The following is a 25,565-nucleotide window of genomic DNA, read 5'->3' as shown; positions in this document are numbered from 1 at the left end:
GCTTGGTGGAGCTAGGCGGGATCGAACCGCCGACCTCTTCACTGCCAGCGAAGCGCTCTCCCAGCTGAGCTATAGCCCCAAGAAACTAGGATGTTAGCAAAAGCGTAAATTATAATCTGTATCTCATTTCAGTCAAGTCAAAATTGGTAAAATAATGCATTATGGAAAAAACATATAATAGTAATCAATACTCAATCGATGTGCTTTATCATATTGGCGCCTATGAAAATTCAATTCACTTTATATTTGATGAGGCAACCAAAACATGTGCAATCGTTGATCCCGCATGGGAGCCAGACTTATTTTTAGAGAAAATAAATAGTAAAGGATATACCCTTACTGATATTTGGATTACACACTGGCATGGTGATCATACAAATGCGGTTGATGACTTAGTCAGTAAAACAGGTGCAAAAATTACTGCTGGCGTTAATGAAGTTCCTTACTTAAATATTGAAAATAAAGTTCACACAGTTAAAGATAGTGAAATCATTAAGCTAGGTGAAACAAAAATAAAAATTATTGAAACGCCTGGACATACTGCTGGTGGCATTTGCTACCTTTTAGATGAACACCTTATTGCTGGTGACACATTATTCGTTTATGGCGTTGGCATTTGTAGCCTTGCAGGTTCTAATCCAGTAACGCTATTTCATTCACTTAAAAAATTATTAGCTGAAGTGGGAGATGACATCCACTTATTATGTGGACATAATTATGGATCAGAGATAACAACGACAATAGCAGAGCAAAAAAAGGCAAACCCTTTTTTACTTATCAAAGATGAAGATACGTTTGTTCGATATAGAATGCATGTTCATGACTCAACTAGAACGTACCCTATGTCTCCAATGACACTAGATGAAGTAAATGCCTTACTATGATAGGAATTTATGGCGGCTCCTTTGATCCCGTTCATCTTGGACACCTTCAAACAGCTACATCAATAAAAAATGAACTCAGTATTGATCGACTATTTATGCTACCTTGCTTCGTGCCCGTCCATAAAAACTCTCTAAATTACACCTCAGAAGAAAGACTTCAAATGCTAAATCTGGCTATTAAGGAGTTCACGAGTCTTGAGATAGATACGAGAGAAATTTTACGTGGCGGAAACTCTTTCATGATTGATACCCTACTCGACTTAAAAGAGTCATTTAAAGATGAGTCAATTTGTTTAATTATTGGAATGGATAGCTTTATTAATTTTAAAACTTGGAAAAAATGGGATGAATTCTCAAAGTTGGTTCATTTAGCTGTGCTTCCAAGAATTGGCGATCAACCAATTAGTAAAGCTCTAGAAACTTTTGACACAGCAAAGAATGCTCATCAACTTGAAGCAAAACCAAATGGATACTTATATTTTTCCAATTCTCAAATGATAGATATTTCATCGAGTGATATTAGAGGTAAAATTGCCGCCAATCAAAATCTTGATAATTTTTTACCTACTTCCATAATTAGCTTTATAAAAAAATATGACACTTGACAAACAAACAAAGATTGTTGAAAACGTAATTGATGATTTAAAAGGTGAAAATGTTATAACCCTAAACGTTATGAAGCAGTGTGATGATATAGAGGCGATTATTATAGCTACCGGCAGATCAATACAACATGTCAAAAGTATGGCTACTAATGTCAGCACGGAAGCTAAGAGAGTTGGTATGGTTGTCTTGGGAATCGAAGGCAAACAACAAAGTGAGTGGGCCTTAGTTGATCTTGGTGAGGTTGTTGTTCACTTAATGACTGAAAAAACCAGAGACTTCTATAAATTAGAAAAATTATGGTCTACCGAGGAAGATGAGGATTAACCTAATTACGATTGGCAAAAAAATGCCTAATTGGATTAACCTTGGCATTGAGCACTATCAAAAACAACTTCCTAGTTACTATAATTTCACAATTACAAGCTTAGAATCTCAAAATCGAAAATCAAGTAACTCAGAAAATTCAAAAAACCTTGAAGCAAAATTACTTCTAGAATCTGCCAGCGATTCAACCCTATTGGTGGCCTTTGATGAGACTGGGAGTCAAAAAACTAGTAAACAAATTTCTAAGTCAATCGAAAGCTGGCAGCTTGAAGGCGAGAACGTTGCACTGATTATTGGAGGAGCAGATGGTCTTTCTTCGGAAGTTAAACAAAAATGTCATCAGGTTTGGGGGCTGTCCAATCTAACAATGACACACTCAATGGCAAGACTATTAGTAGTAGAGCAAATCTACCGAGGATATAGCCTACTTAATAATCATCCGTACCATAGAGAATAAAATCAGAGAATTGATTGAATATTCTCTGGAGGTCTTCCAATAGCAACCCCCTTCTCTGTTCTGACGATTGGTCGCTCAATTAAAATTGGAAACTCATGCATTGCTTTAATTAACTCGTCTTCACTTAAAGATTTATTAGATAACTCCAATTCTTTGTACTTCGATTCACTCTTTCTAAGAAGTTCTCTAGCACTCATACCCAAATCACTCAAAATTACTCTGAGCTCTGATTCACTGGGAGGCTCAACCAAGTAATTAACAACATCAAAGTCAACTTCATTTTGTTCTAAAATAGCGACAGTTGCTCTTGATTTGGAGCAACGAGAATTGTGATAAATTTTTGCATTCATAAAACTAACTAATGAAAAAAATTCTAATTATACTCTGGCTAATAACTCCATTTCATGCAAGCCAAGCATTAAGTTTTAACGATATAGTAGAGTGGGCTAAACCTCTAATGCCATGGTATGAATCTGTTCCAGAGCTTTCATTTAGCCTAACAGATACAAAAGGTGTGATTTTTACAGAGAAAAATACTCGTGGAAAATATCTTGTTATTAATTTTTGGGCAACTTGGTGTACTCCTTGCCTAAAAGAGATTCCTGCATTTGTAAAATTTTATGAAGAAAATTCTGATTACGTTGAAATCCTTGGACTGGATTTTGAGCCTGTAGATCTAGAAATAATTAATGACTATGTAGGGCGCTTTTCGATTAACTATCCTATCGTACTTTATAATGAAGATAATGACTCTGAATATTCAAATTTTGGAGAAATTGTTGGCATGCCAACTACTCAAATATATAGCCCAGAGGGTGAATTACTTCATACTTTTATGGGTGAAATTACAATAGACGATTTGAGCGAATTTATAGTACCAACCTCTTAGAGTCACCGCCCTCATCTCGAACCATTCTTGGAACTAAATAACCTGGTAATAAGGTTTGAAGTGTTTTATAAATCTCTTTAGCTCTTTTATCTGAAACTAAAAAACGCTCAGCTCCGGAAATCTTATCAAGAAGGTGGACATAGTATGGCAATATATTAGATTCAAAAAGCTTATTAGACAATTCAGATAAAACCTTAGCACTATCATTCACGTCCTTAAGTAATACTGACTGATTTAATAAAGTATGAGTCTTTAATCTCTCAACATTTTTCATAAACTCATCAGATATTTCCCTCGCATGATTTATATGAAAAACAAAAACGACTTTTAACTTAGTTTTATTAAGCATATCAATCAGCTCCTGAGTAATTCTTGATGGAATTACTACAGCTGTTCTAGTATGAAATCTAACTATTTTAATATGACCAATAACCTCAATTTTATTTAGTATTTTGCTAATTTTTTTATCACTTAATGTCAAAGGATCGCCGCCGCTCAAAACAACTTCACTCACTTCTTTTTTATTCATTAAATAATTTTCAATAGCAGGCCAGTTTTTTAAAATATCATGCGAAACATAATCAAAATTCTGTCTAAAACAGTACTGGCAATGAATTGCGCACACACTAGTTGCTATTAGGAGAACTCGTGAGGGGTACTTATGAATTAAACCCTTAACTGGAGAGTGTTCTTCATCTGAAACAGGTGAATCAAAAAAACCCTCAGTAGCACTGACTTCTTTTGGAAGAATTTGAAGCATTAGCGGATCCAAAGGATCAGACTTATCAATTCGTTCTGCAAATTCAAGTGGTATTTTGATGGGAAAGTGAAATTCTTTAAAAGCACTTCCTTCAAAATATTCGTTGCACTCGTTTGCGCTTTTCAATGATGAGCGCGCACTCTCATTCCAAGATTTATTCATATTAATTTAGTAGTAAGCCAGCTTAACTGTGACAAAGAAATCAGTCATCATTATAATGGCTCATAATCTGATTATAATTTATCTATACTCGCATCAAGTAATAACCTTTTTTTAAATAATCAGAACAAAAAACCTCCAAATTTAATTAAATATCTAATATGAATTCTGCGCCAATAGTTGATGGACTCAATGAAAAACAACAGCAATCTGTCACCCTAAGTGAAGACACAAATGCATTAATTCTTGCAGGAGCCGGGAGCGGAAAAACGCGCGTATTAACTCAAAGAATTCATTATTTAGTGACAACAAAGAATCATCATGTTAACGACATACTTGCAGTGACTTTTACAAATAAAGCTGCAAATGAAATGAAAGAGAGATTGGGTGATTTACTGAGACAGCCAATTGGCAGGATGTGGGTTGGCACTTTCCACTCGCTTGCTCATAGACTCCTTAGGACTCACCCTATGGAGGCAAATCTTTCGCCCACATTTCAAATCCTTGATGCTCAAGATCAGTTTCGAATTGTTAAGCGCTTGATGAAAGAGAATGGTATTGATGAAACAAAGCTTCCGATAAAAAAGGTTCAATGGTTTATTAACCAACAGAAAGATGAAGGTATTTTGCCCCATCAAATTGATGCAGGCTATAACTTTTTTGTAAAGCAAAGCACTAAAGTTTTTGATCTTTATGAGAGGCATTGTCAGGTTAATGACTTGGTTGATTTTGCAGGCTTACTAGTTAAAAGTTACGAGCTTTTAAAGAATAATCAATCCCTTTTAGATTACTACCAAAATAAATTTTGTCATATCTTAGTTGATGAATTTCAAGATACTAACCGAGTCCAATATCAGTTTATAAAAATACTTCATAATAAAGACAACCATGTTTTCTGTGTTGGAGATGATGATCAATCAATTTACGGCTGGAGGGGTGCAAGAATTGAAAATATTCAAAAAATAGAGAGTGACTTTAAACCAATTCAAGTTATCAAGCTTGAGCAAAATTATCGCTCAACAGGAAATATTCTTAGCGCATCAAATGCCCTAATTGCAAACAATCAGAATAGGCTTGAAAAATCACTCTGGACGGAGTCAGGAGATGGCGATCTTATTAATGTATTTAATGCAAGAACCGAAACAGAGGAAGCTCAATATGTAATTGGTGAAATCCAGACCCAATTTAATCAAGGTAGAAACCTAGATGAATGCGCCATACTTTATCGATCAAACGCCCAATCTAGAGAATTTGAACAAGCACTTAGAGGGCAAAATCTTAACTATAAAATCTTTGGGGGTTTGCCATTTTTTGTACGTGCAGAAGTAAAAGATGCAATGGGTTATGTTCGACTCATTGAAAACACTTCTGATAATATTGCTTTTGAGAGGATTGTGAACTTTCCAACTCGTGGGATTGGGCTATCAACTATTGAAAAAATCAGATCTCACGCTATTGAAAACCATACTGACCTTTTTCAGTCATCTATTGCTATTATTAATAGCCTGCCAACACGGGCAGCAAATGCTTTACAGTCATTTATCCATTTAATTGAAGAAATTAGTGACAGCACCAAAAATCTAATGCTTAGTGAAAAAGTTGACTCTATTCTACTTCAATCTGGATTAATGGCACACTATGCTAATGATAAGACTGATAAGGCTGGCACTAAAAAAGCAAACCTAGGTGAACTAGTTACAGCAGCAACTAAATATACCCATGAAGAAGATAATGAACTAAATGAAACTCAGGGCTTTATTGCTCTTGCAACTCTTGACTCAAGTGGTGAGTCTAATAAAAGTAATCAAGGGTCTGTTCAGCTAATGACTGTCCATTCAGCAAAAGGATTAGAGTTTCCTGTAGTCTTTTTGGTAGGTCTGGAAGAAGATTTGTTTCCATCCAGACAACGCGAGGGAGAGGCTCCTAATACTGATGAAGAAAGGCGTCTTTGTTATGTAGGTATAACTAGAGCGATGAAGTCTCTTACTCTCACCTATGCAAGTAGACGTTTTATTAATGGGCAATCCTTTTATTCAATGCAATCAAGGTTCCTTGATGAAATTCCAAAAAGTTTTTTAAACTATATTAAAAACACTAATAGTGAAAACACTCATCAAGGATATGAAAAAAATACCAACGTTAGTAAGAAGATGGTTGCAACTTCAGATTCAATGTACTCAATAGGTCAAGTTGTTAAGCACACAAAATTTGGACTTGGCACTATTTTAAATTATGAGGGAAGTGGTGACTCAATGCGACTGCAAATTAATTTTCAAAAAGCTGGAACGAAATGGTTGATTAGCTCTTACGCTAACTTAGAGATAGTTTAGCCTTGAGACCAAGCCATACCGTCGTGTCGCCAACCATTAAGGTTACCACGATGATCGTTTTCATCCAAGTCACCCTCAAATCCACTAGCAACATGGGAAAGACAAGTAAAACCATTACTTTGAAGGCATTTTAAAGCCTCATTTGATCTGAATCCACTTCTGCATATAAAAATCAGTTCAGTATTTAATACTTCACTTCGGTCTCCAAGTTCATTCAGAACTGATTCGTAAAAAGCCTCTGGATCAGATTTTAAATCTGGCTCATCAAACCAAGGAATAAGAATTGAATTTTCTGGATAGCCTACATACTTATGTTCAGCACGTGTTCTAACATCAATCAATACAGCCTCTGGATTTTCCTTAAGTCTTTCCATAGCCATATTTGGCAACAAATTTCGCTTATAGCTCATTTATCTTTCCTATTGAAATTAAAATTTTATCAAATATTATGATACGTTAAACTCATTTTTTACGAGTAAAAAGTGCAATTGACTCTACGTGCGCAGTTTGCGGAAACATATCCATCACACCCGCACTCATCAAAGTAAAGCCTAATTCAATCAAACGAGCAGTATCTCTAGCAAGAGTAGCAGGATTGCAAGAAACATAAACTAATCGCTCAATGTTTAATTTTGGAAGAAGCTCAACAATCTCAATTGCCCCAGTTCTAGCTGGGTCAATTAAAGCTTTATTATATTTTTGACCTCTAAACCACTCAGAGCCTGATACATCTTCAGACAGGTCTGCCTTATAAAATGAAGCGTTAGTAATTCCATTCGCATCAGCATTTGCTTTAGCTCTTTCTACTAAGCCTTTATCGCCCTCTATACCAACTATTTTTTCCACATATTTTGAAATAGGAAGCGTAAAGTTACCAAGCCCACAGAAAAGATCAAGAACACTATCTTGATCATTCAATTCGAGCAATTCAATCGCAAGGTTAATCATTTTTTGATTAAGCGCAAAATTAACTTGAGTAAAGTCATTCGGTAAAAATGTCATTTCAACCTTATGATCAGGAATAGAGTAAGTTAGAGTTACAGCCTCAATCAGAGGCTTGATGGTGTCTAAGCCTCCACTCTGCGTATACCAAGTTATTGATAATTTTTCACCGCACTTTTTAAGTATAGCTTCATCAACCTCAGTTAAAGGTTGTAGATGCCTTAAAATTAATATTGTATGTGACTCCGAAATTGCAGCCTCAATCTGAGGAATATGCTCCCTAATACTGAGCTTACCAATACAGTCTGCAATTATTTCTAGATTGTCACCAAGCGATGGATGTAAAACCTCACAGCGGCTCATCACAGCTATAAATGAAGACTTTCTTTCTCTAAAACCAACAAGAACTTTTTCTTTTTTGGCAACATAGCGAACGCCCAATCGGGCTTTGCGGCGATAACCCCAGCTCTCAATCTGCATGGGCTTGAGCCAGTTTTTAGGTTCAGTCTTGGCTTGACCAATAAACGCACTTTGAAGCCAAATCTGCTTTGCAATTATTTGATTTTCAGATGAAAGGTGCTGAAATGAGCAACCACCACATATTCCATAAACAGCACATTTCGCATCAATTCTATCTGGTGATGATTTAATTATTTCGACAACATCAGCCTCTTCGAACTTTGCTCTGGAGAGCGTACGGGATGCAATAACTTTTTCTCCAGGTAAAGCCCCTCGAGTAAAGATAACTTTGTTGTCACTATGAGAAATACCTCTGCCTTCATGGGATAATGACTCAATCTCTATTTCATAAATTTTATTCTTTAACTTTCTACCTCTAGACATCTAACAACTCCACCCAATGCTTCACAGGAATTGAGCTGCCTTTTTGAAGATGCATCAAACAGCCTATATTGCTAGTAACTATCATCTCTGGCTGAGAAGCATTTAAATTTTCAAGTTTATTTATCATTAATTTATTTGATATTTCAGTTTCAAAGATTGAATATGTTCCCGCAGAGCCACAGCAGATATGTGAATCCTTAATTGGAGCTTTAAGATAGCCAAACTGAGAGAGGATTGACTCAACAAGTCCGCCTAATTTTTGGCCGTGTTGTAAAGTGCATGGCTCATGATAGGAAATATTTAGCTCTGATAATTGCAGTCCACTTAAATCTTGATTTGCTAGATATTCTGCAATATCTTGAGTTTTTGATGAAACTTTTTTAGCCTTCTCAAAATATGGGTCTGACTCCTCAAATAGGCTTGGATAATCCTTTACCATGACCCCGCATCCACTTGCGCTGGAAATGATAACCTCTGCATTTGACTCAAGTTCTAGAGTCCATTTATCAATATTACGTTTCACTTTTGATAAAGCATCTTTTGGTGCAGCCAAGTGCTGATCTAATGCACCACAACAATCACTTTGCCTGCCCTCTAGAACTCTTATATCTAATTTAGCTAAAATATTTTTTATACTATGATTAATGTTAGGAGCTAATGTTGGCTGCACACAACCTCCTAAAAGTAGCACTGTGGACTTTACCTTTTTAGGCTTAATTGGTTTTGAAATAATTTTAGAGTGTCGAAAAAAATAACCTACTGATTTAAAAATTAAAGGTGTTGAAAGAACCTTTCTTACTGAAAATCGATAAAGTGTTTGCAGGGTTGATCTTTTAGGCTCTATAAAATTACGGCCAACTTCAAGCAGCTTGCCATATTCAACACCTGAAGGGCAGGTTGTTTCACAGGAGCGACAAGTAAGGCACTGATCCAAATGCTTTAGAGATTTAGAGCTATATTCATTATTTTCAAGTGCTGACTTTATTAAATAAATTCGACCTCTTGGAGAATCAAGCTCATCACCTGAAATTTGATAGGTCGGACAGGTTGGCAAACAAAATCCACAGTGCACACATGAGGCAATTACTTGGCTAGCAATGTCATTTTCATGTTGTGTGATCGATGGTTGTTTAAGCTCTGCATGCATTAGATAAAAACCCCATAAGGATCAAATACTTTTTTTAACTTAATTTCAACTTGCTCTCTTAATGAAGACTCTTTATTTTTTATTGATGGTTTTTTATGAAACTGTACTGCTACCTTTTCAGGCAAGATCTTTAAGCTAATTTGGGTTATTATTGCCAAACGACCCATTGAGCCAACCAAGAGGCGAGATACATCATAACCAGCAACATTCTTCATAACCTGGCCACCAAAATTTAGCAGTTCACCCTTACCATTAATTATTTGAACGCCTAAAACACTATCTGAAAATTCTGCTCCAGATGTTGCATACAATGACCCAATTGTTTTTTTAGAGTCATTGGTAAAAAAAGCTAGAGCTTGATTATTTTTTGAAAGAATTTTATTAACTTCATCAATAGTTGTTCCCGCCTTTAACGTAATGACTAACTCTTCTGGGAAGTATTCGACAATCCCAGAATATGAAGACATATTTAATTGCTCTTCTTTATTATCTTTAACATTATTAGTAATTCTGAGTTTATTAGCTTTCCTTACTTTATGCTGTATTTCTGAAATTGAGCTCATAACTAGAAGCGTTCCAATTCAGGGTGAGGTAAATTGCCATTATGAACATGCATATTTCCTAATTCAGCACAACGATGAAGCGAAGGCACTGCCTTTCCAGGATTAAGAAGAGAATGGGGATCAAAGACCGCCTTAATTTGATGAAAAATCTCTAGCTCTGAACTATTATATTGATGGCACATGGCATCTAATTTCTCAATTCCCACGCCATGCTCACCAGTAATTGATCCACCCATATCAACACATAACTTGAGGATGTCATTACCAAAGTCTTCTGCTTTTTCAAGCTCTCCTGGCTGAGCAGCATCATATAAGATTAAAGGGTGTAAATTGCCATCACCGGCATGAAAAACATTTGCAACTCTTAGATCATATGTTGCTGAAAGGTTGCTTATCTTTTCCAGAACATCAGCTAAAAATCTTTTTGGAATTGTGCCATCCATACAATAATAATCAGGAGACAACCTACCAACCGCAGGAAATGCTGACTTCCTTCCTTGCCAAAAAAGTAAGCGCTCCTCTTCATTTTCTGACACTCTTACAGAAGAGGCTTTAGAAAGTATATTAATAACTTTATTTAAATCTTCCTTTACCAAGTCTTCAGAGCCATCTAACTCACACAGTAATAATGCCTTAGCACCTAATGGGTATCCTGCATGAGCAAAGGCCTCAGAGGCTTCAATAGCAAATTGATCCATCATCTCCAGCCCGGCTGGGATAACTCCAATCTTAATAATTTCTGCTACTGTATTAGCACAATCTCTAACACTATCAAAACCAGCCATTACAAGTTTTGCTACTTGTGGCTTTTTAGTCAGCTTAACAGTAATTTCAGATATAACACCCAAAAGACCTTCAGATCCCGTCATTAATGCCAATAAGCCCATACCTTCATCTTGCCTTGAAAAAAGCAACTCTTCACCATCTATTGTCAATATTTTTACTGCCTCTAAGTTTTGAACTGTTAGTCCATACTTAAGACAATGAACGCCACCTGAATTCTCTGCAACATTTCCACCAATAGTGCATGCTATTTGAGAAGAAGGGTCTGGAGCATAATACAAACCATATTCTTCAACTGCCTCACTAATAGCAATATTGCGAACTCCTGGCTCAACAATTGCTGTTTGAGCTTCTGGATCAATAGAGAGGATGCGTGTTAACTTTGAAAGCCCCAGAACGACGCTATCTTTAAGCGGTAAAGCGCCTCCAGATAGCCCTGTCCCCGCCCCTCTTGTGACCACAGGAGTGTTATTTTTCTTACAAATTTCCAAAACTTTTTTAATTTGATCAACACTACTAGGCAAGGCAACAGCTAAGGGCTTTTGTTTATAGACACTAAGGCCATCGCATTCGAAAGGACGAGTATTCTCTTCCCCAGATATGACTGAATTTTTGGGCAAAGCCTTGGTTAACTGCGAAATAATAGACATATAACTTATATTTAAATAATTAATGTTAATATTGATTTACTCTATTAACTTATCCCTATAGTATCTTAATTAAATAGTAGCTCAATTAATATAGTTCAAGTTGCTTTGAATATTATTAAAAACAATTTACACAGCTTCTATGATAATGCTCAGGACTGAAAACATTATAAAGAGTTATTAATTATATTTCCTTTAAAAAAAACTTATGAAATCATTCAACCCTCCTTCAAGAACTCTTATGGGCCCTGGCCCTTCAGATGTTCATCCAAGAATCCTTAATGCAATGGCAAAAACAACCATTGGCCATCTAGACCCTGCTTTTATTGACATGATGGATGAAATTAAAGAGATGCTGCAATATGCCTACATGACTGAAAATGCATTAACAATGCCAATCTCAGCGCCCGGCTCAGCTGGAATGGAGGCCTGCTTTGTAAATCTTGTAGAGCCTGGAGATAAGGTTATAGTTTGTATCAATGGTGTCTTTGGATCAAGAATGAAAGAAAATGTAACTCGAATCGGTGGCCAAGCAATAATCATTGAAGATGACTGGGGAGCACCCGTTAGCCCTCAAAAACTTGAGCAGTGCTTGACTGAAAATCCTGATACTAAAATTGTTGCATTTGTTCATGCAGAAACTTCAACAGGAGCCTTGTCGGATGCAAAATTACTTTGTGAGATTGCCAATAAGCATAATTGCTTAACTATTGTTGATGCAGTGACCTCACTAGTAGGCTCAGAGTTAAGGGTGGATGACTGGGGTATTGACGCAATCTATTCTGGGTCTCAAAAATGTCTTTCTGCTATGCCAGGGTTGTCACCAGTTAGCTTTAGTGAAAAAGCAGTTCATAAAATTAGTAATCGAAAAACGCCTGTAACAAGCTGGTTTTTGGATCTTAATTTAGTGATGGGTTATTGGGGTAAAGGCTCAAAGCGGGCATATCACCATACAGCTCCGGTCAATACTCTATATGGCCTTCATGAATCTTTAGTTATGCTTTGCGAAGAGGGACTTGAAAATTCATGGGATCGACACCAACAAAATCACCAGTTACTTAGAGATGGTTTAAGTGAACTTGGAATTAGTTACTTGGTTGAAAAGTCTAGCAGGCTGCCTCAGCTTAATAGCGTATTCATTCCTGAAGGAGCAAATGATGATGAAATTCGCACCACTTTATTAAATGATTACAATATGGAAATCGGCGCTGGCCTTGGTAATTTGGCAGGAAAGATATGGCGAATTGGACTTATGGGCTATACTTCAAGAAAAGAGAATATAGAGCTTTGTTTGACCGCACTAAAAAAGACGTTATAGGGCTTTAACTTTCCCGGTCTTTAATTTTTGCTAAAAGCACTTCATCGGTCTCAACCCTGTCAGGATCTGGGAGACAACAATCAACTGGGCAAACCTCAACGCACTGTGGTGTATCAAAATGCCCTACACACTCTGTACAAAGATCGCCATCAATTTCGTAGATCTCTTCGCCCATATAAATAGCCTCATTTGGGCATTCAGGAACACAGACATCACAATTAATGCATTCATCTGTAATTAGCAAAGACATAAACGATCCTCAAGTTAGATAATAATTTAATACAACCAAGGCAGCTGTATCTTCTATTTATTAGATGCATATTTTAACGTATCAGAGTAAAAATAAAGATGATTTTGGGTATCATTAATCATTTTATTTCTAGGGTTATTATGAGAGTACTTTTAGTTGTTTTTTCATTATTATTTTCTTCTATGTCATTTGCTGCAACTAATGATGGAATTTATGCACATTTGCAGACCAACAAAGGAAAAATAGTTGTTGAGTTGGCTTATAAAAAAGCGCCGCTAACTGTAATCAACTTTATTGCATTATCAGAAGGTACTAAAAAAAGTAACAAGGATATTGGCGTTCCTTTTTATGATGGCATATTTTTTCATAGAGTAATAGATGACTTCATGATTCAAGGTGGAGATCCCAAGGGAGATGGCACTGGTGGACCTGGGTATCGATTTGCAGATGAATTTAGCGATTTAATGCATGACAAACCTGGAATCCTATCAATGGCTAACTCTGGACCGGCAACGAATGGATCACAATTTTTTATTACTCATGTGCCAACTCCATGGCTAGATGGCAAGCATACAGTTTTTGGTCATGTCGTTGAGGGCATGGACGTTGTAAATTCCATTCAAAAAGGTGATACTTTGGTGACTGTAAGAATTGAGCGTATTGGTAACAATGCAAATAAATTTATTGCTAATGAGGGCTCATTTAATGATCTACTAGCAAAAGCAAACGAAGGAATTATTGCTCAACAAGCCTTGCGACAAGTTGAATTTGAAGACTATGCTACTTCCACTTATCCAGATGCTACAAAAAATGATTTAGGTTACTTCACAAGAATTAATAAGGAAGGTGATGGCAATCTAGCAAATCAAGGTCAGCTTGTTTCAGTAGATATAGCATTAAAAGCTAATAGTGGACAAATAATGCGCGCGCCAGGAAGCGCAATTGACTTCACGCTTGGAAGTGGTGAGATAATTAGAATTGTTGAGGAAAATACTCAAGCAATGTCCATTGGAGAAGAGCGTACTATTATTGCTACCTATGAATATGTATTTGGTGATGCTCCAAGTGGCAACATACCTCAAGACTCATTCATAATATTTGAACTAATTCTGATTTCTGCAAAGGATAAATAATAATGTTTTTAGAAATATTAAGCTTTCTTTCCTCATTAGATACTGGCTTTAATGTTCTAAGCTATTTAACTGTAAGAGCTGTATTTGCAATGATGACCGCCCTTCTTATTACATTAGTTCTTGGCAAATGGATTATTTCAAAACTTCAGCATTATCAAATTGGTCAAGTGATTCGTAATGATGGCCCAGAAACTCACTTAGAAAAAGCAGGGACTCCAACTATGGGTGGAGTACTAATACTTTTTGCTTTTTTTATCAGTGTCCTTATTTGGGGAGATTGGGACAACCCATTCCTCTGGATAGTAATTGTTACAGCTCTTCTTTTTAGTGCAATTGGCTTTATTGATGACTATCTAAAAATTAAAAAACAAAACTCAGATGGTCTAAGTCGAAGACAAAAAATCCTAGCGCAGTCGATTAGTGCAATATTAATTTGTGTGTGGCTACTCAGCTTGAATTCTAAAACTATTGGTGCAGAGCTATTGATTCCATTCTTCAAAAACCTTATTATTCCGCTTAATGCGTTTGCTTTTTTAGTTATTGGCTGGTTTGCACTTGTTGGAAGCTCAAATTCTGTCAATCTTACAGATGGTCTAGATGGCTTAGCAATCATGCCTGTTATTTTAATCAGTGGAGCACTTGCAGTTTTTGCTTATATTGGGGGAAATTATAATTTCTCAGGCTATCTGAATATGCCATTCATGCCAGGAACAGGTGAAATATTTGTACTATGCGCAGCATTAGTAGGAGCTGGCTTTGGCTTTCTTTGGTTTAATACCTACCCAGCTGAAATATTTATGGGTGACACTGGATCGCTCTCTTTAGGTGCAATCTTAGGTGTTATTGCTATTATTGTTCACCAGGAGATACTGTTAATTCTAATGGGTGGTATATTTGTTGCTGAGACCTTATCAGTAATTATTCAAATAGGCTACTTTAAGCGCACTCAAAAAAGAATCTTTTTAATGGCGCCACTGCATCATCACTATGAAAAAAAAGGACTTAAAGAGCCAAAAATTATTGTGAGGTTTTGGATTATTACCCTGATTTTGGTTTTAATTAGTTTAGCCAGCATAAAGATTCGATAATGTTGATTGTTTACGCACTGTAAAATACCAATTCATGAGTATAAAATCAGACAAGTGGATTCGTAAAATGTCCCTAGAAAATGGGATGATTAATCCATTTGAGCCAAAACAAGTTCGACAATCAAACGATCAAAAAATAATCTCTTATGGCACCTCTAGCTATGGCTATGATGTCCGCTGCTCAACTGAATTCAAAATATTTACCAATATCAATCACAATATTGTTGATCCTAAAAATTTTAATGCCAAAAGCTTTGTTGAAATTGACTCAGATGAGTGCATTATTCCTCCAAATTCTTTTGCACTTGCAAGAACAGTTGAGTACTTTAAAATTCCTCGCTCTACGCTAGTTATTTGCCTTGGGAAGTCCACTTATGCAAGGTGCGGCATTATTGTTAATGTCACTCCACTTGAGCCAGAATGGGAAGGACACGTAACACTAGAGTTTTCTAATACAACCCCTTTGCCTGCAAAAATATATGCCAATGAGGGAGTTGCTCAAATGCTCTTTTTTGAGTCTGACGAAGTATGTGAAACTTCATATAAAGATAGAGACGGAAAATACCAAGGCCAAACTGGCGTAACTTTACCAAAGGCTTAGGCAATATGTCTGAAACCTCCAAACGTCGCACTTTTGCGATCATTTCACATCCTGATGCTGGTAAGACTACAGTTACTGAAAAGTTGCTTCTTTATGGTGGAGCTATTAAAACAGCTGGAAGCGTAAAGGCAAGAAAAGCTGATAGTCATGCTACAAGTGACTGGATGGAAATGGAGAAGGAAAGAGGCATCTCTATTACTTCATCCGTGATGCAGTTTCCTTATGATAATCACGTTATCAATCTACTAGATACACCTGGACACGAAGACTTTTCTGAGGATACTTACCGCACTTTAACTGCTGTGGACTCTGCTTTAATGGTTATTGATGTAGCCAAAGGTGTTGAGCAAAGAACAATTAAATTAATGGAAGTATGCAGACTTCGTGATACACCAATCATAACCTTTATCAATAAGATGGACCGTGAAGGACGTGAACCTATTGATCTTCTGGATGAAGTTGAATCTGTACTAAATATTGAATGCTCACCGATCACATGGCCAATTGGTATGGGAAAGGGTTTTAAAGGAGTTTTTCACCTGCTTGAAAACAAAGTTTATTTATTTGAAAGTGGTAAAAATGCAAATATTGGTGACAATACAATTATCGAGGGAATTGATAATCCTGAATTAGATAAAATATTAGGTGAAGATCTTGCAAAAGAAGCCCGAGAAGAAATTGAACTCATTAGCGGAACAACAAATCCTTTCAATTTAAATGATTTTCTTGAGGGTAAGCAGACGCCGGTTTTTTTTGGATCAGCAATCAACAATTTTGGTATCGAAAACTTACTAGATGGGTTTATTAAATATGCCCCTTTACCTCAAAGCAGGCAATGTGATACTAGAAAAGTATCTCCTAATGAAGGAAAACTCACTGGATTTATCTTTAAAATTCAAGCAAATATGGATCCTAAGCATCATGATAGATTAGCCTTTATGCGAATTGTCAGTGGTGAATATCAAAAAGGAATGAAGGTTCTTCAAGTTCCAACAGGCAAACAAATAAAAATTGCAAACGCTGTAACCTTTATGTCTCGTGAAAGAAGTTCAACTGAAGTGGCCTATGCAGGTGATGTTATAGGTATTCATAATCATGGTGGGATAAGTATTGGAGATACATTCACTCAAGGCGAGAAAATTAACTTCCAAGGCATCCCTAACTTTGCTCCAGAGCTTTTTAGAAGAGCACAGCTCAAAGACCCTCTCAAGGCTAAGGCATTACAAAAAGGGCTTGATCAGCTTTCAGAAGAAGGAGCAACTCAAGTATTCAGACCCATTTCTAATAGCTCTCAAATTTTAGGGGCTGTAGGTATTCTTCAATTTGACGTTGTTGCGCATAGACTCAAATATGAGTATGGGGTTGATTGTCAATTCGAAACGATAAATGTAGCAACAGCAAGATGGGTTACTGGTCTCGATAAAGATATCGATCAGCTCAAAATAAAAGCTGGGAATAATGTAGCAATTGATAGCGCAGGAATGCTTTCTTATTTAGCTCCAAGCATGGTAAATCTTCAGCTTACAATCGAGCGTCACCCAGACTTAACCTTTAGCTCTACAAGAGAGCATTGACTCTTAAGCTTCTAATGGCTTAACAACTTCAGCTATATCTTTCTTATTTAAATAGCCTACAACTGAGCCGCCTGAGTCATGAACTATGCAGCAATCAGCATTTTCACGAAGCATCTCACATAAAGCGGAGTCAACTGAATCTGTCTCGTTAACGGTGATATTTGAAGAAGTCTTTGCTGGCTTCTGATCAGTCATAACAGATTTTGTTTGAAGGACATGAGAGCGATTTACTTTTTTAACAAAATCCTTAACATAATCATCAGCAGGAGTCATTATAATTTCCTGAGTTGTTCCATGTTGAACCAGTTCGCCACCATTAAGAATAGCAATACGGTCTCCAATCTTTAGAGCCTCTTCCAGATCATGAGTAATAAATACGATAGTCTTGTGGAGTTCTTTTTGGAGTTCCAATAATAAATCCTGCATATCACTTCGTATGAGTGGATCAAGCGCACTAAAGGCCTCATCCATCATTAAAATTTCAGTATCGCACGTTAAAGCTCTCGCTAAACCAACACGCTGCTGCATTCCGCCAGAAAGCTGCGATGGATAACGATCTTCATAGCCAGATAAGCCTACGCGATCAATCCATTTCTTCGCTCTTTTTACTGCTTCATCACCCTTTACTCCTTGCAAATGAACACCTAAACAAACATTATCCATAATCGTTTTATGGGGAAGGAGCGCAAAGCTTTGAAATACCATTGCAGTTTTTTGTTGTCTAAATTTACGAAGTTTTTCCATTGGCATTTGAATCACATCCTCACCGCCAATAATAACTGAACCTGCAGTAGGCTCAATAAGTCGATTAATATGACGAATAAGTGTAGATTTACCAGAGCCAGAAAGGCCCATAATTACTTCAATATTTTTATTGGCTAAATCAAGATTAATATTACTTAAACCAAGAACATGTTTATGCTCCTTAAGGAGATCATCCTTGGTCATGCCGTTATCAACATGCTTTAAAACGGAGTTTGCCTTTGGCCCAAAAATTTTAGTTAGATTTGTAATCTTAATTTTAATATCTTGAGTCATAGAACATCTCCAGAACGGTGTTTTTGAATCCGGGTTCCAAACGCTTGTGAAACTCTATCAAAGATTACTGCCAAAGCAACTATCGCTAAACCATTAAGCAGTCCAAGTGATAAATACTGGTTTTGAACAGCTTGAAGTACTGGCAAACCTAAGCCTGTAACTCCAATCATTGAGGCAATCACAACCATTGATAATGCCATCATAATTGTTTGGTTTACACCAGCAAAAATATTTGGAAGTGCGAGTGGTATTTGCACCATAAATAATCGCTGCCTGTAAGTAGCACCAAAAGCATCAGCAGCCTCCATCGCTTCTCTGTCAACTAAGCGAATACCCAAGTTTGTTAAACGAACAATAGGTGGCATTGCATATATACAAACCGCTATTAAGCCAGGAACTTTACCAATACCAAGAAGCATAACTACAGGTATAAGATAAACAAAGGATGGGATTGTTTGCATAATATCCAGCATTGGGGTGATTACAGATTGTGCTCTATTTGATCGAGACATCCATATCCCTAATGGAATTCCAATTGTTAAGCACAATAAAGTGGCAGCAGAAATCATCGTCACAGTTGAAATCATAGGAGTCCACATATCAAAGAATCCAATGGTAAAAAAGGCAAACATAACCCCAAATGTAACCTTCATACTTCTAGAACCAAGCCAAGCTAAGCCACCTGCAATAGCCAGAAATAATGGCCAAGGCGTTGCAAGTAATAATTGCTCAAATTGGGCTAAAAAATAAAGCAATGGATCGAAAATTTTTTCCATAGTGCTTCCAACCTCCCTGCTAAAGTCCTTAAACGCGCTATCTACGCACTGACGAGAATTCATCATTACATCATGAGAGATTGATTGAGCATTATTTATAAAAATAGAAAGCTCTGATAAATTAATTGTTTTATCGATAGTAACAACTAAGCTATCAAAGTAATCAATTTGACTAGAAGGATCAACCGACCTAATAGTATCAAACTGAAGTTTTGCATCATTAGATAGTTCACTAATTATTCCAGATAAATTTTCTGGATCTGATGGGCGAATAGACATGTAAGTCCTTTCAAGTCTTGATATTTCGTTATCAATACTTTTTGCTAACTTAACGGGAATTTGACTATAACTAGAACTCTCAAACTGAGCGGCTAATTCCATCACTTTGCCACTAAGCTCGCTTGTTTTAACAACCAATGGCATAAGGGTATTTTCAACTGCGCTTACATTAGTCCTTAATGAGGCTTCTATTACAGCTTGAGAAAGTACTTCAGAATCATTAACATGGGGTAAGAGTTTTGATACTGCATCATAACTATCGAACATGTCTTGAACTTTTGCATGAGTTGCAAGACTCAAATCATTTAAATTTAGAACCAATTCTTCAGAGCCAGAAAAATTTTTAAATGCAGGCGCAGAAGAATTTACTACTTCTCTAATTTGAGAAAGTTGCTGAAGGTGAGCCTCAACCGCATATGAAGAGTTGAGAGAGTCAACATTATTATAAAGTCCAGCAATTTGATCATTTAATAACTTTACTTGAAACTCCACATTATTAACAAATGAGGAGCCATAAAACTCAGATTTTTCACTATATTGCCTGGCTAAAGCTTCTACATCATTGATAAATTGACTCGCATTAATATCACTATTAAGATATCTTGCATTTTCAGCAATATCTTTTAAAAATAGCTCTAAATTCTTATACTGAGCTACAACTTCTGAAGATGAAGAAATTGAATTTACACTTTGGCTCAACTCACTCAAAGAACTGCTGTAACTTTCATATTTTGAAGTTACCATAGAGTTAAATTGCTCAGTAAGTTCATTAGTTTTCAATTCAAGATTATTTGACAATAACTGAACCTTTTCAAAATATTGTGATGAATCATTTATTTGAGTTAATGGGTTTGAATCTTTTGAAAATTCTTTTAAAGTCTCACCTCTATCTACTGCTCTTTTAGTAAGAGATGTAAACTTGTCAGTTATTGAAACAATTTGAGAGTAATCAGTTGCGTTGAGAGCTTGTGTCGCTAAATCATCAGCCCTTTTAATATTTGCTTGTATGAAGTTTAGATCTTTATTTGCAACCCTTAAGTCAGCAATTTCAACTGCTGTTGGTAAGCAATCAAGGACACTTTGTTGTGGAACAGATCTAATAGCCATTTATCACTCCATTTAAATAAAAAATTGCCCGTAGTAGCTATACTATACGGGCAATTACTTTTAGAAATTTAAAACTTTTTCTTAAACTACATTGCAGCCTCAACTGATGCTGCAGTTTCATCATCAACCCATGCCTTCCAAACTTCAGGATAAGTTTGAAGGAAGTAAGTTGTTGCATCTGCTCCACCAGCTTGGTTATCACCCATCCATACAAGCATAGAGTTCATAACTGAACCAGGATAAGTACGGGCAGCAAAGTAATCCATTGCCTCTTTTGGCGCATTGTAATAAAAATTATCACTTAAAAGTGTATTTACTCGCGACTCTGTCCATCCAGATGGCTTAGGGTCAGCACATAAGTCTGCAGCAAGTGCAACACACTCATTCCAGTTAGCATCTCCCGCAAATGGACCTAAGTCAACTGATTTAAGGTCATATTTTCCAATAATTTGAGTTGGAGCCCAGTAGTATCCGAACCATGGTTCTCCTTGCTCTCCTGCTCTAACAATATCAGCATCAAGACCTGCAGCTGATCCAGGGTCAAGAAGTTTCCATCCTTTGGCTTCCATGTCATGTGCTCTGAAAAGATTTATACTTGCTAATTGACAACCCCAGCCTGCTGGACATCCCATAAAAGCTCCCTTAGAAGGGTCTTCTTTGTCTGGAAATAAGTCAGGTCGAGCAATTACTGCTTCAACAGTCGTTAATTCTGGATTTGCATCAAGTGTTATTGGATCAATCCACCAACCCTCACCTAAACCACTCATTGGAGCTGCATTACCAATATGTACCCTTCCTGCAGCAACTGCACTATCTACTAGTGTAGCCATTGCATTAGCCCATAGTTCTGGCGCAACATCTGGCTTACCTGTTGCGTCCATTGATGCCCATGTAGTCATTGTAGCTCCAACAACTAGCTCAGTTTCACAACCCATAGCTGTTAACACTGCAGCATCAACATTAGCCATCAACGATGCTGAAGGCCAATTCATGTCTGCAATTTGCATTTTTCCACATGCAGCATTAGCAGAAGTGCTAAGCAATAATGCTCCAGCGACTGCTCCAAATAACTTAGTGGTAAACTTAATATTCATATTTTTTTCTCCTAGAGATTAATCATAAATAGAGTGAATTATTTCAAACTCTTTTAGAATTATAGCAATAGAGCAACAATAAATTTAGTTTATTTTAAAAAATAAATAAATGCCACATTTACCTATAGAATTAATAAGTACTAACAATAATTCATAATGAACTATTGTTAATAACAAGCCGACGAGTCGACTTATTTCTCATCTTGACTATCATCTGCTATTGGAGCTTCATCCCCTTCTATTAGCATGTCGCCTTCTTCCTCATCATCTGTTTCAGCTATTTTAGCTACTGAAACTAATTTTTCATCATCAGCAATGTTAATTAAAGTTACGCCCTGAGTATTCCTTCCAATAATTGAAACATCAACTGCTCGCGCCCTAACTAGGGTACCTTTATTAGAAATTAGCATCATTTCATCTTCATCAGTAACCTGTATAGCACCAACTACTTCACCATTTCTATCTGATGTTTTTATTGAAATAACACCTGATCCACCTCTTGCTTGAGAGCGATATTCATCCAATTGAGTTCTCTTACCATAACCTTTTTCAGTCGCTGTAAGAATAGGGTCGTCTGACTCAGCAACTATCAAGGAGACTACTTGATCTTTATCAGCTAAACGTATTCCTCTAACTCCTATGGCAGTTCTACCAACAGAGCGGACATCAGATTCTTTAAAGCGAATTGATTTTCCTGCTGAAGAGAAAAGTAAGATATCATGCTCACCGGCAGTGATTTCAACACCAACTAGCTTGTCATCATCTCTTAGCTCAATTGCAATAATCCCGCCATTTCTTGGGCGTGAAAAGTTTTTAAGTGATGTTTTTTTACACGTGCCTGAACTGGTAACCATAAACACGAACTGATCATCAGTAAACTCTTTGACAGGCAATATTGCATTTATCGATTCATCCTTCTCCAAAGGAAGCAGGTTAATAATTGGCTTTCCTCTAGAAATTCTTGAAGCCATTGGCAGTTCATAAACTTTTAGCCAGTGAACTCTTCCCCTAGATGAGAAGCATAAAACCGTGTCATGGGAGTTTGCTACAAATAACTGATCTACAAAATCCTCATCTTTCATCTTAGTAGCAGCCTTACCTTTACCTCCACGTCTTTGCGCATGATAGTCACTAAGCGATTGAGCCTTAACATAACCTCCATGAGATAAAGTTACCACTCTATCTTCTTGTGCAATTAAATCTTCAAGTGTAAGGTCGATTTTATTTTCGATAATCTCAGTAATTCGAGGTGCGCCAAAATTATCTCGAATTTCAGCAATCTCTTGACGAATAACGTCCATTAATTGGTCTGGATTTTGAAGAATATCAAGTAACTTTTTGATTTCTTCAAGTAACCCATTAAATTCATTAAATATTTTGTCCTTTTCAAGACCCGTTAATCTATGGAGTCTTAAATCAAGAATAGCTTGCGCTTGTTTTTCTGATAATTGATAATCACCATTCTTTTGAAGGCCAAGGTCAGCGCCTAAATCTTGCGGCTTGAACTGAGCCATGTCTCTATCACCAATAAGCTCTTGAATGACAGAGCCCTTCCAGACTCTTACAACTAAACCTTCTTTTGCCTCACTAGGATTCTGTGCAGCCTTTATAAGAGCAATTACCTCATCAATATTAAAAAGAGCAACGGAAAGTCCTTCCAATAAATGGGCCCTATCTTTTGCCTTATTAAGCTCAAAAATAGAGCGGCGAGTTACTATCTCTCTTCTATGTGCAATAAATGCACTCAAGATAGACTTTAGATTCATTAGTTTTGGCATTCCTTGGTCAATTGCAACCATATTGATACCAAAAACAGTTTGCATTTCTGTTAACTTATATAAGTTATTTAGCATCACCTCAGGAACTTCTCCCCTCCTAAGCTCAACCACCATTCGCATACCATCTTTATCTGATTCATCTCTAAGACCAGTAATTCCGTCAATCTTTTTATCTTTAACAAGCTCTGCAATTTTAGTAATGAGCCTTGCTTTATTAACTTGGTATGGGAGCTCAGTTACAACGATGCTTAATTTATCTTCGCCTTCAACATGAGATCTTGAGCGCATATAAATCTTTCCCTTACCAGTCTCATAAGCTTCTCGAATACCAGAGGCGCCATTAATTATTCCAGCTGTAGGAAAATCAGGTCCAGGCATAATTTCTAAAAGCTCATCAATAGTTATGTCTTCATTATCAATAAATCGAAGGCAAGCTTCAGTAACTTCTGTTGGGTTATGTGGTGGAATATTTGTGGCCATTCCCACAGCAATACCTGAAGAGCCATTCACTAATAAAGTGGGAACACGTGTAGGTAATACTGAAGGCTCACTTTCAGAGCCATCATAGTTATCAATAAAGTCTACCGTTTCTTTATCTAGATCTCTTAAAAGTTCATGTGAAAGCTTTGTCATGCGTATTTCTGTATACCGCATAGCCGCTGCACGGTCTCCATCTACCGAGCCAAAGTTTCCTTGGCCATCTACTAGGATACATCTCATCGAAAATGGCTGAGCCATTCTTACGATAGTGTCATAAACTGCTGTGTCACCATGAGGGTGATACTTACCAATTACATCACCCACAATTCGGGCAGATTTTTTATAAGATTTATTGTAATCATTACCAAGCACTTCCATGGCATAAAGAACGCGTCTATGAACTGGCTTTAAGCCATCTCTAACATCAGGCAAAGCCCTTCCTACTATTACGCTCATTGCGTACTCTAGGTAGGAGTCACGCATCTCGTCTTCTATAGTAACTATTGGGAACTTTTGCTCGAGAATTTCTTTAGAATCGATATCGTCAGACATACAATAAACCTATAAAAATAACTAGATTTAATTGTACCCTAGATGAGGTGAAAACACACCAATAATTTGGGTCTTTTTGAAGGGTAAAAACTGCAAAAAATCCCTAAGAATTTCGAGCTTTTATAGATTTTGCAAGATCTCTTAAAAGAGCTTCTGTATCGTCCCAGCCAATACAGCTATCAGTGATACTAACACCGTACTTTAGAGATGGCAATGGTCCAACTTTTTGATTCCCCTCATTGATATGAGATTCAATCATTACGCCAAAGATTGACTCTGAGCCCTCTTCAATCTGAGCTGCAATATTTGCACCTACTTTTAATTGATTTTTAAACTGCTTCTCAGAGTTTGCATGAGAGAAATCTACCATAACTTTAGAGACTAATCCCTTATCTTTTAGTTTCTCACAGGTTTTTTCAATATGTTCTTTGGAATAATTTGGCCCATCTTTACCGCCTCTAAGAATAATATGAGCCGTATCATTACCTAAAGAAGTAAAGTGGCTAATACCCCCATCCTTGTTCACAGACAAGAGATGATGAGGACTATTGGCAGACTGAATTGCATCAAAAGCAATTTCTAAAGAGCCACCTGTGCCATTTTTAAAGCCAACAGGGCAAGATAGTGCTGATGCTAACTCCCTATGAGATTGGCTCTCCGTTGTTCTAGCGCCTATAGCGCCCCAAGAAATCAAATCAGATAAGTATTGCGGCGTTAAAACATCTAAGTACTCAACACCAACTGACATATTTATTTCACCTAGATCAACTAGAAGTTTCCTCGCAGTCTCAAGGCCTTTATCAATATCAAAACTTTCATCTAGATATGGATCATTAATTAAACCTTTCCAGCCAACAGTAGTTCTTGGCTTTTCAAAATACACACGCATAACTATCAACAAATCTTCAGACAGCTCTTCTTTAAGTTTAAGGAGGTTATTTGCATACTCCATTGCTGCCTTAGTGTCATGAATTGAGCACGGGCCTACAAGAACCATAAGACGGTTATCATTTCCGTATAGAATATTTTTGATAGCGTTTCTAGAGCTTACAACTCCTGATGCAGCTTTTTCAGATAGAGGTAATTTCTCTATAAGAGCATTAGGCGAGACCATCGGCGCACTAGATACAATTCGAACATTATCAGTATTATGATGCATAAGT

24 protein-coding genes and 1 tRNA gene are annotated in these 25,565 nt (G+C 36.8%); 11 read left to right on the top strand and 14 right to left on the bottom strand.

Going from position 1 to position 25,565, the window contains the following annotated elements; translation table 11 throughout:
• Positions 1-3 precede the first annotated feature (3 nt).
• Positions 4-79: transfer RNA gene (locus tag ABXT51_RS02535), tRNA-Ala, on the bottom strand.
• 82 nt (positions 80-161) lie between these two features.
• Between ABXT51_RS02535 and ABXT51_RS02530 the strand changes: the two genes are divergently transcribed.
• The 4 genes from ABXT51_RS02530 to rlmH are packed head-to-tail and all read left to right on the top strand — an operon-like array spanning position 162 to position 2,271.
• Entirely contained in the window at positions 162-884 is a 723-nt protein-coding gene (locus ABXT51_RS02530) for an MBL fold metallo-hydrolase (protein WP_416696005.1), read from the top strand.
• Positions 881-1,489: a nicotinate (nicotinamide) nucleotide adenylyltransferase gene (nadD, locus tag ABXT51_RS02525; RefSeq protein WP_416696004.1), complete on the top strand. Its 609-nt coding sequence runs from the start codon at positions 881-883 to the stop codon at positions 1,487-1,489. Before ABXT51_RS02530 ends, nadD begins: the two co-directional genes overlap by 4 nt.
• Complete coding sequence (rsfS, locus tag ABXT51_RS02520) at positions 1,479-1,814, top strand: ribosome silencing factor (protein WP_271537391.1); 336 nt, start codon at positions 1,479-1,481, stop codon at positions 1,812-1,814. Before nadD ends, rsfS begins: the two co-directional genes overlap by 11 nt.
• A gap of 22 nt (positions 1,815-1,836) precedes the next feature.
• Positions 1,837-2,271 carry a 23S rRNA (pseudouridine(1915)-N(3))-methyltransferase RlmH gene (rlmH, locus tag ABXT51_RS02515; protein WP_416696003.1) on the top strand — a complete coding sequence of 145 codons (435 nt, stop codon included), beginning with the start codon at positions 1,837-1,839 and terminating at the stop codon, positions 2,269-2,271.
• Positions 2,272-2,273: 2 nt separating this feature from the next.
• Here rlmH and arsC read toward each other — a convergent pair whose 3' ends face one another.
• Positions 2,274-2,621 carry an arsenate reductase (glutaredoxin) gene (gene arsC / locus ABXT51_RS02510; protein ID WP_416696002.1) on the bottom strand — a complete coding sequence of 116 codons (348 nt, stop codon included), beginning with the start codon at positions 2,619-2,621 and terminating at the stop codon, positions 2,274-2,276.
• Positions 2,622-2,632: 11 nt separating this feature from the next.
• Here arsC and ABXT51_RS02505 point away from each other — a divergent pair, with 11 nt between their 5' ends.
• On the top strand, positions 2,633-3,160 hold the full coding sequence (locus ABXT51_RS02505) for a TlpA family protein disulfide reductase (RefSeq protein WP_416696001.1): 528 nt from the start codon (positions 2,633-2,635) through the stop codon (positions 3,158-3,160).
• Here the strand turns inward: ABXT51_RS02505 and ABXT51_RS02500 are convergent.
• Complete coding sequence (locus ABXT51_RS02500; RefSeq protein ID WP_416696000.1) at positions 3,141-4,082, bottom strand: KamA family radical SAM protein; 942 nt, start codon at positions 4,080-4,082, stop codon at positions 3,141-3,143. The two genes, ABXT51_RS02505 and ABXT51_RS02500, sit on opposite strands and share 20 nt — an antisense overlap.
• A 158-nt stretch (positions 4,083-4,240) precedes the next feature.
• Here ABXT51_RS02500 and ABXT51_RS02495 point away from each other — a divergent pair, with 158 nt between their 5' ends.
• A complete protein-coding gene (locus ABXT51_RS02495; protein ID WP_416695999.1) occupies positions 4,241-6,409 on the top strand; it encodes a UvrD-helicase domain-containing protein in 2,169 nt (722 codons plus the stop codon).
• Here ABXT51_RS02495 and ABXT51_RS02490 read toward each other — a convergent pair.
• From ABXT51_RS02490 to ABXT51_RS02470, 5 genes are read right to left on the bottom strand one after another with little or no spacing between them, the layout of a single operon-like run.
• On the bottom strand, positions 6,406-6,819 hold the full coding sequence (locus ABXT51_RS02490) for a rhodanese-like domain-containing protein (protein WP_416695998.1): 414 nt from the start codon (positions 6,817-6,819) through the stop codon (positions 6,406-6,408). The two genes, ABXT51_RS02495 and ABXT51_RS02490, sit on opposite strands and share 4 nt — an antisense overlap.
• 52 nt (positions 6,820-6,871) lie before the next feature.
• Positions 6,872-8,194: a 23S rRNA (uracil(1939)-C(5))-methyltransferase RlmD gene (gene rlmD / locus ABXT51_RS02485; protein ID WP_416695997.1), complete on the bottom strand. Its 1,323-nt coding sequence runs from the start codon at positions 8,192-8,194 to the stop codon at positions 6,872-6,874.
• Positions 8,187-9,341, bottom strand: a complete 1,155-nt coding sequence (gene glcF / locus ABXT51_RS02480; RefSeq protein WP_416695996.1) for a glycolate oxidase subunit GlcF — start codon at positions 9,339-9,341, stop codon at positions 8,187-8,189. Before glcF ends, rlmD begins: the two co-directional genes overlap by 8 nt.
• A complete protein-coding gene (locus ABXT51_RS02475) occupies positions 9,341-9,904 on the bottom strand; it encodes an FAD-binding protein (protein WP_416695995.1) in 564 nt (187 codons plus the stop codon). Before ABXT51_RS02475 ends, glcF begins: the two co-directional genes overlap by 1 nt.
• Positions 9,905-9,906: 2 nt before the next feature.
• Entirely contained in the window at positions 9,907-11,337 is a 1,431-nt protein-coding gene (locus ABXT51_RS02470) for an FAD-linked oxidase C-terminal domain-containing protein (protein ID WP_416695994.1), read from the bottom strand.
• Between the two features lie 205 nt (positions 11,338-11,542).
• Between ABXT51_RS02470 and ABXT51_RS02465 the strand changes: the two genes are divergently transcribed.
• Positions 11,543-12,652, top strand: a complete 1,110-nt coding sequence (locus tag ABXT51_RS02465) for a pyridoxal-phosphate-dependent aminotransferase family protein (protein ID WP_416695993.1) — start codon at positions 11,543-11,545, stop codon at positions 12,650-12,652.
• A 4-nt stretch (positions 12,653-12,656) separates the two neighbouring features.
• Here the strand turns inward: ABXT51_RS02465 and ABXT51_RS02460 are convergent, their stop codons facing one another.
• The gene (locus ABXT51_RS02460) at positions 12,657-12,902 is read right to left on the bottom strand and encodes a YfhL family 4Fe-4S dicluster ferredoxin (protein ID WP_271537370.1); all 246 of its coding nucleotides are present in this window, start codon (positions 12,900-12,902) and stop codon (positions 12,657-12,659) included.
• Positions 12,903-13,042: 140 nt separating this feature from the next.
• On the opposite strand from ABXT51_RS02460, the gene ABXT51_RS02455 reads away from it, so the two are divergent.
• The 4 genes from ABXT51_RS02455 to ABXT51_RS02440 are packed head-to-tail and all read left to right on the top strand — an operon-like array spanning position 13,043 to position 17,298.
• Positions 13,043-14,035, top strand: a complete 993-nt coding sequence (locus tag ABXT51_RS02455; RefSeq protein WP_416695992.1) for a peptidylprolyl isomerase — start codon at positions 13,043-13,045, stop codon at positions 14,033-14,035.
• A gap of 2 nt (positions 14,036-14,037) precedes the next feature.
• A complete protein-coding gene (gene mraY / locus ABXT51_RS02450; RefSeq protein WP_416695991.1) occupies positions 14,038-15,123 on the top strand; it encodes a phospho-N-acetylmuramoyl-pentapeptide-transferase in 1,086 nt (361 codons plus the stop codon).
• 34 nt (positions 15,124-15,157) lie between these two features.
• Positions 15,158-15,724, top strand: a complete 567-nt coding sequence (gene dcd, locus ABXT51_RS02445; protein ID WP_416695990.1) for a dCTP deaminase — start codon at positions 15,158-15,160, stop codon at positions 15,722-15,724.
• A gap of 5 nt (positions 15,725-15,729) precedes the next feature.
• Positions 15,730-17,298 (top strand): peptide chain release factor 3, encoded by a 1,569-nt coding sequence (locus ABXT51_RS02440; RefSeq protein ID WP_416695989.1) that lies wholly within the window; start codon positions 15,730-15,732, stop codon positions 17,296-17,298.
• 3 nt (positions 17,299-17,301) lie between these two features.
• Here ABXT51_RS02440 and ABXT51_RS02435 read toward each other — a convergent pair whose 3' ends face one another.
• The 5 genes from ABXT51_RS02435 to ABXT51_RS02415 all read right to left on the bottom strand — a co-directional run bounded on the left by ABXT51_RS02435 (position 17,302) and on the right by ABXT51_RS02415 (position 25,561).
• A complete protein-coding gene (locus ABXT51_RS02435) occupies positions 17,302-18,336 on the bottom strand; it encodes a quaternary amine ABC transporter ATP-binding protein (protein WP_416695988.1) in 1,035 nt (344 codons plus the stop codon).
• Positions 18,333-20,498, bottom strand: coding sequence for an ABC transporter permease (locus ABXT51_RS02430; RefSeq protein ID WP_416695987.1), 2,166 nt, complete (start codon positions 20,496-20,498; stop codon positions 18,333-18,335). Before ABXT51_RS02430 ends, ABXT51_RS02435 begins: the two co-directional genes overlap by 4 nt.
• 86 nt (positions 20,499-20,584) lie before the next feature.
• Positions 20,585-21,592, bottom strand: a complete 1,008-nt coding sequence (locus ABXT51_RS02425) for a glycine betaine ABC transporter substrate-binding protein (RefSeq protein WP_416695986.1) — start codon at positions 21,590-21,592, stop codon at positions 20,585-20,587.
• 191 nt (positions 21,593-21,783) lie between these two features.
• Positions 21,784-24,402: a DNA gyrase subunit A gene (gene gyrA, locus ABXT51_RS02420; RefSeq protein ID WP_416695985.1), complete on the bottom strand. Its 2,619-nt coding sequence runs from the start codon at positions 24,400-24,402 to the stop codon at positions 21,784-21,786.
• A gap of 103 nt (positions 24,403-24,505) precedes the next feature.
• Positions 24,506-25,561: a 3-deoxy-7-phosphoheptulonate synthase gene (locus ABXT51_RS02415; protein WP_416695984.1), complete on the bottom strand. Its 1,056-nt coding sequence runs from the start codon at positions 25,559-25,561 to the stop codon at positions 24,506-24,508.
• Between the last annotated feature and the right edge of the window lie 4 nt (positions 25,562-25,565).

This window comes from Candidatus Pseudothioglobus sp. Uisw_050_01, from assembly GCF_048085775.1.
Taxonomy (GTDB): domain Bacteria; phylum Pseudomonadota; class Gammaproteobacteria; order PS1; family Pseudothioglobaceae; genus Pseudothioglobus.
This window is presented reverse-complemented; position numbering and strand designations above follow the sequence as displayed.